Genomic DNA, 7,564 nt, shown 5'->3' with positions numbered 1-7,564 from the left:
CCGGATGAGGGGTTCGCGAAACGCAGTGTAGCGCGACCGGAGCGTAGCGACGGGCGACATAGGACGCGGAGAGATACCCCTCATCCGCCCTTCGGGCACCTTCTCCCACAAGGGGAGAAGGCAACCACTCCAACGCCGGTGTGTACCCCGCCCTAGACCCCGAGCAGCGCCGACACCTCTTTCGCCGTCACCTTCCGCCCATAGTCCGCCAGCTGGAAACTCTCGGCGAACTCTCCCGCGCCCGCCATTCCCGGCTGCGTGTACATGAACTCCGGCCAGTACTTCAGGATGAACGCCCGCTCCGCCGCCCAGTCGCCAATCACCGGCGCTTCGTTCAGAAAGCCGCGCTCGAACGGCGCGAACTCGTAGAACTGCGTCGCATGCGCGGCGCACGCTTTGAGCTTGGCATCGATCGACGCGCCGACATCCACCACCACGTCGTGCCTGTGCACGTCGAGGGCGCCGTAGTCGGTCATCTTCAGGCAGATCGGCGCATCGGCCAGTGGCGGCACGTCGGGCACGATATTGCCATTGGTGCAGAAGCCGGAAGCCTCGCGCACCGCGCGACCGGCGGCACGGTTGTCGAGATGGCCGGGGCAATCGTCATGGAAGGTGATGACGATGTCGGCCTGCCAGCGGCGGATCGCCGAGATCACCGCGGTGCGCAGCGAGAGGTCCGGCACCAGCTCGCCATCGTGGATATCGAGGATCTCGTAGTCGAGCACGCCGAGGTGGCGGGCGGCGGTATAGGCCTCGCGGGCGCGGCGGCGCTGCAGCGGTACCCGATCCATCTGATAGTGGCCGGCATCGCCATTGGTCAGCGACATGAACTTCACGGCCGCCCCTTTGTCGGCAAGCAGCCGCATCGTGCCGCCGGAGTACATTTCCGCCTCGTCGGGATGGGCTTCGACGACGAGCACTTTGAGCGGATAATTCATTTGCGGCTTACTCCTTTGAAACGGTCATGCGCAGCGCATCGGCTGCCGCCTTGAGGGTCGCGCCACTGCGCGTGACGAACCCTTCGAGTTCGTCGAGGTCGGGATTGGGGGAGAAATAGTCGTCGGGGGCGATCATCGTCCCGTTGGCGACGCCGTCCTCGAACAGCCGCGACAGGCGGATCAGTTCGAGGATCTCGCCCATTTCGGCATCCGGCTGGCGGGCCTGCCAGTCCGGATCGAACAGCGGGATCTGGTTCTTGTCCGAGCCCCAGACATTCTCGATGGTGAAGTTGGGAAAGCTGCCGGCGGCGAACAGCGCGCCGAGCACGGCCTGCCAGTCGATCACCCCGTCGCCGCAGGCGCGTGTCTGCCGCTCCAGCCCGAGCGGGCGGGCGAACAGCACGATGTCGCGCATGTGGGTCTTTTTGACATAGGGCGCGACGCGCCGCGTTGCCGCCACCGGGTCTTCGCCGCGTACCACCACATTGGCGAGGTCGAGCGTCACGCCCAGCGTATCGGCGCCGACCTGTTCGATCAGCCGCACGATCTCCGCCGTGGTGATCTCCTCATGCGTCTCGACTGCAATGGTGGCGCCGCGATCTCTCAGCACCGGCTTCAGCTTCAGGAGGAACTTCCGCGTCGCCTCGAGCTGGTCGGCCCACTCGACATCGGTGCGGTAGCGGTCGATGGCGTGCAGCCCCCACTCGTGTCGCTGGTAGTTGGCGGTATCGCCCCACAACGCCGTGCAGCCGATGGCCGTCGTCGCCTCGATCATCCTGGTCATGCCGAGCAGGTAGTCGCCCTTGCCGACATCGCGGACTTCCGGCGCCTCGGGTGTATTGTACGGGTTGATCTTGCCGAGCCCCATTTCGAGGTAGAGCCCGAGCTCGTCCGCCCGCTGCTTCACTGCGGCCAGGAAACCCGGGTCGAGTGTCGGTGAAACGTCGAGCACGGTGCGGAAGAACACCCCGGCATGGCCGAGTTCGGCGCAGCGCTCGAGGAGTTTGAGCGGACCGAGCTCGGCGGCGCGGGGAAACTTCCGTCCGTCGATACCGACGCGGATTTCGGGGATGTGGCTTATTGTCATGATGCGGGAACCGGTTGGGCGGTGGAGTTGCTTTCGAGCCCGATGCCGCCGGGAACGGCGGCAATGAGCTGGCGCGTGTAAGCGTGTTGCGGGTTGGCGAGTACCGCCTTGGCCGGCCCTTCCTCGACGATCTGGCCCCGATGCATCACCGCGATGCGATCGGCGATGTAGCCGGCGCTGACCACGTCATGGGTGATGTAGAGGACGGCGACCCCCTGCTCGTCGCGGAGCCGCGCGATCAGGCTGAGGATGTCACGCCGGATCGACACGTCGAGCATCGAGACCGGCTCGTCGGCCACGAGGAGCTTGGGCGAAGCGGCGAGCGCCCGCGCAAGGCCGACGCGCTGGCGCTGCCCGCCGGAGAGCTCATGCGGACGGCGGTCGAGATAGCTGGCGGTCGGCAGCAGCCCGACCTCGGTAAGGAGGGCCGCCACCCTGCCCTCAACATCGGCCTTGTCGCCGCCGGGCGCCGAGATCACCGCACGGCGCAGGTGGTGGCCGATGGTGTGCAGCGGGTTGAGCGAACCATAGACATCCTGGAACACCATCTGCGCGGCGCGCGGCTGGTGCGGACGGCGGCGCGACACCGGCACCGGGGTGCGACCATCGACCAGCACATCGCCCGAACTCGGCCGGGTCAGGCCGGTGACGATGCGCCCGAATGTCGATTTGCCGCTGCCCGAGGCGCCGACCAGCGCCACGATCTCGCCCGGCGCCAGCCGGAACGACACATCGTTGACCGCCACCAGAGCCGAGCGCCCCGTCAGCGGGTTGGTGCCATAGGCCTTGGTGAGGTGCGCCGTCTCCAGCACCGGATGCGCCACCGTCTTCGGCCGCACGACCTGCGGCACCGAGAAATCCACCTTCGGCGTCGCGCTCAGCAGTGCCTTCGAATACGGGTGCTCCTGGTGTAGCCGGAACTCCGCCACGGCGGCCGTCTCGACGATCCTGCCGTCCTTCATCACCGCGATGCGGTCGGCCACGTCGAACAGCAGCGGCAGGTCGTGGGTGATCAGCAGCACGGCAAAGCCCATCTGCCGCTGCAGCGCTTTCACCGTAACGAAGATTTCCTGCTGCACGATCACGTCGAGCGCCGTGGTCGGCTCGTCGAGGATGATCAGCCTGGGTTCGAGCGCCAGCGCCATGGCGATCACTACGCGTTGCCGCTGCCCGCCCGAGAGCTCATGCGGGAAGGCCCGCAGCCGCCTGGGGTCGATATCGACCATCTGCAACAGTTCGGACGGCGTTCGCTTCACCCCGGCACCGCCGCGGTTCAGCGCTTCCTGCAACTGCCACTCGATCCGCTTCACCGGATTGAGCGAGGTCAACGAATTCTGGAGGACGATCGACGCAGTGCGCCAGCGCAATGCCCGTACTGCATCGTCGTTGCTCGACAACATGTCGTTGCCGGCCACGCGGATCTCGCCGCCAGTGATGATCCCCGGGGCGCGCAGCAACCTGAGGATCGACTGCGCGATCGTCGACTTGCCGCAACCCGATTCCCCGGCGAGCCCCATGAACTCGCCGGCAGCGATGCTGAACGACACCCGGTCGACCGCCGGGATGATGCCGTTCTCGCCGGCATAGCCGACCGAGAGGTCGACGACGTCGAGGGCAGGAGTATCAAGCATCGCGCTTCACCGGGGTCATGAGCGTAGCGCTCGGTTTCCTGACCCCGGCCTTGCGCAACAGCCGGTCGGCGCGCAGCCGCGGATTGCCGATCTCGTCGACGGCGTTGTTGATCAGCGCCAGCGAGAAGGCAGTGAGGGCGATGGCCATGCCGGGGACGACGAAGGTCCACCAGGCGCCGCGGATCAGGGCGGAGCTGTTCTGCGCCCAGAACAGCATCGAACCCCAGGTGATCTGTCCGCCATCGCCGAGCCCAAGGAACTCGAGCGAGGCCTGCGCGGTGATAGCGAAGATCACCTGGTTGACGAAATAGGCGGCGACCACCGAGCCCATGTTGGGCAGCAGCTCGATGGCGACGATGCGCCAGCGGCTTTCGCCCACGTCTTCGGCAGCCGCGATGAACTCGCGCTCCCTGAGGCTCAACGCCTGCGACCGGAACAGGCGCGCCCCGAAGGCCCAGCCGGTAATGGTCAGCACCATGATCATGGTGAGCGGACCGGGCGGCAGGAACGCCGCCAGCACCACCACCAGCGGCAGGCCGGGGATGACGAGGAAGACATTGGTGACCAGCGTCAGCACGTCGTCGACCCAGCCGCGGAAATAGGCGGCAGTGAGCGCCACGATCAATGCCAGCAGCGTCGTCAGCACCGCGATCGAAAACGCCACCCACAGCGTGTTCTGCCCGCCATAGAGGAACTGGCTGAGCACATCCTGCCCCTGCCCGGTGGTGCCGAACAGGTGGGCCAGCGAGGGCGGCTCGTTGATGCCGCCGGTGGCGCGCTTCGGGTTGTAGGGCGCGATCAGCTGCGCCAAAGCGCTGGCCGCGACCAGAGCACCGAGGATCACGAGCCCGACCGTCACCGGGATCGAGCCGAGGAGTTGCCGGCGCGCCCTGGCGCCAAAAGTTTCGCTGAGCGACATCTAAGCCTCCCCGCCCGTCCGCACGCGCGGATCGAGCAGCACGTAGAGCGTGTCGACGAGGAAGTTCGCCGCCAGCACCGACAGGGTGATGATGAGGAACAGCGCCTGCATCAGCGGATAGTCGACGGCGCTGACGGCGCGCATCAGCGCATAGCCGAGGCCGGGATAGGTGAAGACGATCTCGGTCAGGAGCTGCCCCGAGAACACCGCCCCCACCGCCGCGCCGAGCGCCGTGATGTTGGGCAGCAGCGCCGTGCGCACCGCATGCGACAGCAGCACCCGGCGCGGCTTCAGCCCCTTGGCCTCGGCGAGGGTCAGGTAATCCTCACTCAACACGCCGATCATGGCGTTGCGCATGTTGAGCGTCCACGGCCCGAGCGACACCAGAACGATGGTGAAGGCCGGCGCGATCAGGTGCATGAGGATGTCGCCAATGCCAGCGAGGTTCAGCGCCGGCGGGTTGACGCTCGAATAGGCATTGCCCATCGGGAACCAGCCGAGCTTGAAGCAGAAGATGTAGAACAGCAGCAGCGCCAGGAAGAAATACGGGAACGAGCCGAGGAACAGCAGCACCGGCGGCGTCAGCCGGTCGAACCAGCCGCCGCGGCGCCACGCCGCGATGGCGCCGAGCACCGAACCGATCACGAAACTGAGCAGCACCGAGGTGAGACCGAGGAGGATCGACCAGCCGAACCCGGCGCCGATCACCGCCATTACCGGTGCAGGAAAATTGGAGAGCGAGCGGCCAAAATCGCCGCGCAGCACATTGCCGAGATAGCTCACATATTGCTGCAGCAGCGGCTCGTCGGTGAGCCCGTAGGCCGCCTTCAGCGCAGCCAGCGACTCGGCGTTGAGCGAGGTCGAGTAGGTGGCGACGATGGTCGACGCCGGATCGCCCGGGGTCAGCCGCGGCAGGAAGAAGTTGACGGTGATGGCGACAAAAGCTGCCAGCACATAGAACGCCAATCGCTTCGCAATGTAATACATCGGCAGGCTCCGGGGACAACGAAGGCACGGGATCCTCCTTGGTCCTCCACCGTGAAACGGGGGAGGGGGACCGCCGAAGGCGGTGGAGGGGGCGGCGGGAAACGCCGGTGTTTGGGGTCGCCCCCTCCACCAGCTTCGCTGGTCCCCCTCCCCCGCTGCGCGGTGGAGGATCACTGAGGCCGGTGGCTGGGGCTCCCACCCGCCAAAGGCGGGAGCTCCGGTTCAGGTAGTCGAGACGTGCAACGCATCTACTCGGCGCGGCGGGCCAGGTGCGGCCAGACCAGCAGCGGACCATTGGTCATCTGCAGGCTGAGCGGCGCGTAGGGGTCCTGCTCATTGGGGAAGCCGGTGAAGCGACGGGTATTGTAGAGACCCCAGTCCGGCTGCTCGTAGAGCGGGATGGCGGGCGCCGCGGCCGAGAACATGCCTTCGAGTTCGGCGATGATCGCCTTCTGCTCGGCCGCATCGGTCGAAGCGGCGAACTTGGCCAGGAGCTCATCGACCTTGGGGTCGCCATAGCGCTGCTGGTTGTTCGGCGAGGCCTCGCCAACCGGCTTCACCGAAGTGGTCGCCATGTTGTTGCGATAGAACTCGAACGGCGTCGCCGTCCGCTGCGCCGTGCCGAGCGAAAGCTGGAACTGGCCGGTGAAGGTCGAGTTGGTCCAGCTGTCCGCCGTGGTGGTGCGCAGCGTCACGTCGATGCCGATGTCTTTGAGATTCTCGGCGACGATCTGGCAGGCCGACACCCAGTCGTTCCAGCCCGAGGGGACGATGATGTCGTACTTCAGCGGCTTGCCGTCCTTGCCGACGCGCACCCCGTCGGCGCCCTTGGCATAACCGGCGTCGTCCAGCATCTTGTTGGCGGCGTCGGGGTCCATGCTGACCCACGCGGCGCCCGCTTCGATCACCTTGGGGTCGAGCCAATCCTTGAACGGCGCTTCCGGCAGGCCGGTGGCATTGGCGGCAACCGATTTGCCCCACACACCGGTATTGATCATGCGCTGGCGGTCGAGCGCCATGCTCATGGCCTTGCGCACCACCGTGTCGCCCAGCGCCCCGTCAGTGGTATTGGCGAGCAGCAGCACCACCGAAGTGCGCGGCCACCAGTAGCCGAAATGCTCGGGATCGAGCGGCACGAACGTCACGTCCGGGTCGGGCACCAGCCCACCCCAATCGAGATTGCCCGAGAGCGTCGCGGCGCTGACCTGGTCGTTGCCGTTGAAGCCCTGGACGAACACGCCCTCGATGTTGAGCGGCTGCCAGTAGTTCGGGTTCTTGGTCACCTGGTAGCGATCGGTGCCGAAGGCATCGATGGTGGTGAAGGGGCCCGTGCCGACCGGATCGGGGTTCTCGAAGGTCACCGGGTCGGCGACATCCTTCCAGATGTGCTGCGGCACGATGAACTGGTCGACCAGTGAATAGAGACCGGGCGTATAGGTCGAAGAGAAGGTGAACTTTACCGTCTTCGCATCCACCGCCTCGACTGCGCTCAGATACTGGCCGAAGGCGCCGGATGCCGGCCCGATCAGGCCGGGATTGGCCTTCATCAGCTCGAAGGTGAACTTGACGTCGTCGGCGCTGAACGGCTGGCCATCCGACCACTTCACGTCATCGCGCAGCGTCACCGTCAGGCTCAGCGCATCGGCCGACCATTCATAGGCCGTCGCCAGCCACGGATCGAGCTTGCCGGTAGCATAGTTCTGAATCATCAGCGGCTCGTACATGGTCCGCGTGCTGACCCAGCGCGCCGTCGGCGAGAACGGGTTGAAGGTGCGGGTAAAGCTGTTGCCGCCCTCGGCCACGATACGAACCAGCTGGTCGAGCGGGACTTCGGCGAGCGCCGGAGCGGTGACGGCGAAGGCAGATACGCTGGCCAGCGCCCCAAGCGCCAGGGCGCGAAGGCTTGTGCGCAAACGTCCGATCAAGCTCGGGGAGGGCTTCTTAGGCACTGAATTGGTATGCATAATCGTCTCCGGGGAATGGGTGCTTCTCATCAAGTGGT

At 66.1% G+C, this 7,564-nt stretch carries 6 protein-coding genes; all 6 read right to left on the bottom strand.

Annotated features, from left to right (window positions below; translation table 11 throughout):
- Window positions 1-152: 152 nt before the first annotated feature.
- The 6 genes from VGV07_RS14465 to VGV07_RS14440 all read right to left on the bottom strand — a co-directional run bounded on the left by VGV07_RS14465 (window position 153) and on the right by VGV07_RS14440 (window position 7,475).
- Window positions 153-938: a PIG-L family deacetylase gene (locus VGV07_RS14465; protein ID WP_326869420.1), complete on the bottom strand. Its 786-nt coding sequence runs from the start codon at window positions 936-938 to the stop codon at window positions 153-155.
- 7 nt (window positions 939-945) lie between these two features.
- Complete coding sequence (locus VGV07_RS14460; protein WP_326869419.1) at window positions 946-2,025, bottom strand: sugar phosphate isomerase/epimerase family protein; 1,080 nt, start codon at window positions 2,023-2,025, stop codon at window positions 946-948.
- Complete coding sequence (locus VGV07_RS14455; RefSeq protein ID WP_326869418.1) at window positions 2,022-3,656, bottom strand: ABC transporter ATP-binding protein; 1,635 nt, start codon at window positions 3,654-3,656, stop codon at window positions 2,022-2,024. Before VGV07_RS14455 ends, VGV07_RS14460 begins: the two co-directional genes overlap by 4 nt.
- The gene (locus tag VGV07_RS14450; RefSeq protein ID WP_326869417.1) at window positions 3,649-4,575 is read right to left on the bottom strand and encodes an ABC transporter permease; all 927 of its coding nucleotides are present in this window, start codon (window positions 4,573-4,575) and stop codon (window positions 3,649-3,651) included. The genes VGV07_RS14455 and VGV07_RS14450 overlap by 8 nt, the downstream gene beginning before the upstream one ends.
- Window positions 4,576-5,562 carry an ABC transporter permease gene (locus tag VGV07_RS14445; protein WP_326869416.1) on the bottom strand — a complete coding sequence of 329 codons (987 nt, stop codon included), beginning with the start codon at window positions 5,560-5,562 and terminating at the stop codon, window positions 4,576-4,578. It lies immediately after the preceding gene.
- Window positions 5,563-5,810: 248 nt separating this feature from the next.
- Entirely contained in the window at window positions 5,811-7,475 is a 1,665-nt protein-coding gene (locus VGV07_RS14440) for an ABC transporter substrate-binding protein (RefSeq protein ID WP_326869415.1), read from the bottom strand.
- Between the last annotated feature and the right edge of the window lie 89 nt (window positions 7,476-7,564).

The sequence above is a fragment of the Devosia sp. genome, from assembly GCF_035944845.1.
Classification (GTDB): Bacteria; Pseudomonadota; Alphaproteobacteria; order Rhizobiales; family Devosiaceae; genus Devosia_A.
Note: the sequence above shows the minus strand (reverse complement) of the source record. Positions and strands in the feature narration are given on the sequence as shown.

What these genes read in the sequence shown, in the direction of transcription:
- VGV07_RS14465 (WP_326869420.1), bottom strand. Translation starts at nt 938, where the DNA reads ATGAATTATCCGCTCAAAGTGCTCGTCGTCGAAGCCCATCCCGACGAG.
- VGV07_RS14450 (WP_326869417.1), bottom strand. Translation starts at nt 4,575, where the DNA reads ATGTCGCTCAGCGAAACTTTTGGCGCCAGGGCGCGCCGGCAACTCCTC.
- VGV07_RS14445 (WP_326869416.1), bottom strand. Translation starts at nt 5,562, where the DNA reads ATGTATTACATTGCGAAGCGATTGGCGTTCTATGTGCTGGCAGCTTTT.
- VGV07_RS14455 (WP_326869418.1), bottom strand. Translation starts at nt 3,656, where the DNA reads ATGCTTGATACTCCTGCCCTCGACGTCGTCGACCTCTCGGTCGGCTAT.
- VGV07_RS14460 (WP_326869419.1), bottom strand. Translation starts at nt 2,025, where the DNA reads ATGACAATAAGCCACATCCCCGAAATCCGCGTCGGTATCGACGGACGG.